Origin of the sequence: Variovorax sp. WDL1, from assembly GCF_001541225.1 — a bacterium.
In the GTDB taxonomy this organism is placed as follows: domain Bacteria; phylum Pseudomonadota; class Gammaproteobacteria; order Burkholderiales; family Burkholderiaceae_C; genus Variovorax.
This window is the reverse complement of record NZ_LMTS01000005.1, coordinates 1-807: the sequence shown is the minus strand read 5'-3', so window position 1 is coordinate 807 and position 807 is coordinate 1. Positions and strand designations below refer to the sequence as shown.

Sequence of the window (807 nt, the reverse complement as noted above, 5' to 3'; positions counted from 1 at the left end):
TGGCAGACCTGAGCACGTTGACCGAACTGCCGCGGCCGTTCGCGACAAGTCCGGAAGCCGGGCTACGCATCTACATGCTGAAGTTCGTGATGGACAAGGAGATGCCCACCTGCATCAATCCCTACGACCTGGCGATCTACACGGGGGCCACTTTCACCAATGTCGACCACAGCCCCCATCAGTTGCCCAGACCCATTTGGGCCAGAGCCTACGAATGGGGAATGTTCAAGCGCGGTTACTACGGCACATACACCTCGAACAAGGGCTTCAGCATCTCGGTGAATGCCGGCCATTCCAGGGGCCCAGCTCAACATGACGCCACATGCATCACAGCGCTTTCGATCAGCAGCAGTTTCAAACCGGAGTAATGCGCTATGACGACCATCAACAGTTCCGTTTTCGACGATATTCGCCTGCACGCCAACACGGCGCTACTGGATCGGGCGTTGATACTTATCAACAACCAGAGTCTCACGACGCTGGAAGATCTGCGCGTGGATCTGGCTGCCGGCAACGTGAAGATTCGCTTGATGCAGCCGAGTGACAACATGCCTCCTCAGGCCAGTGCAATCTATGTTCGCCCAGATCCGCAACGACCCGAGCAGCCCGGGTACTTGGTTCTGCGCCCCGAGAATTTGGCGCGCGCTACTGACGCCAATGTGCTGTCGTTGGTTGACGATCTGAATCACGAGGGAAGGCATCACACCAACCTGGAGGTTCGCGTGCGGCTACAGGAATCGCTGGAGTTCGGCAGTGCCCCGGCTAATGAGCGAGGCGACATCTATATGCAAGGCTGGCTCGACGATG

2 protein-coding genes are annotated in these 807 nt (G+C 57.6%); both read left to right on the top strand.

Annotated features, from left to right (window positions below):
* The coding region (locus APY03_RS42260) for a hypothetical protein (RefSeq protein WP_198161200.1) at positions 1-368 on the top strand (368 nt) is incomplete at its 5' end.
* Between the two features lie 6 nt (positions 369-374).
* Positions 375-807 (top strand): hypothetical protein (locus APY03_RS01070; RefSeq protein ID WP_157103355.1); only part of this gene is annotated, 433 nt, incomplete at its 3' end.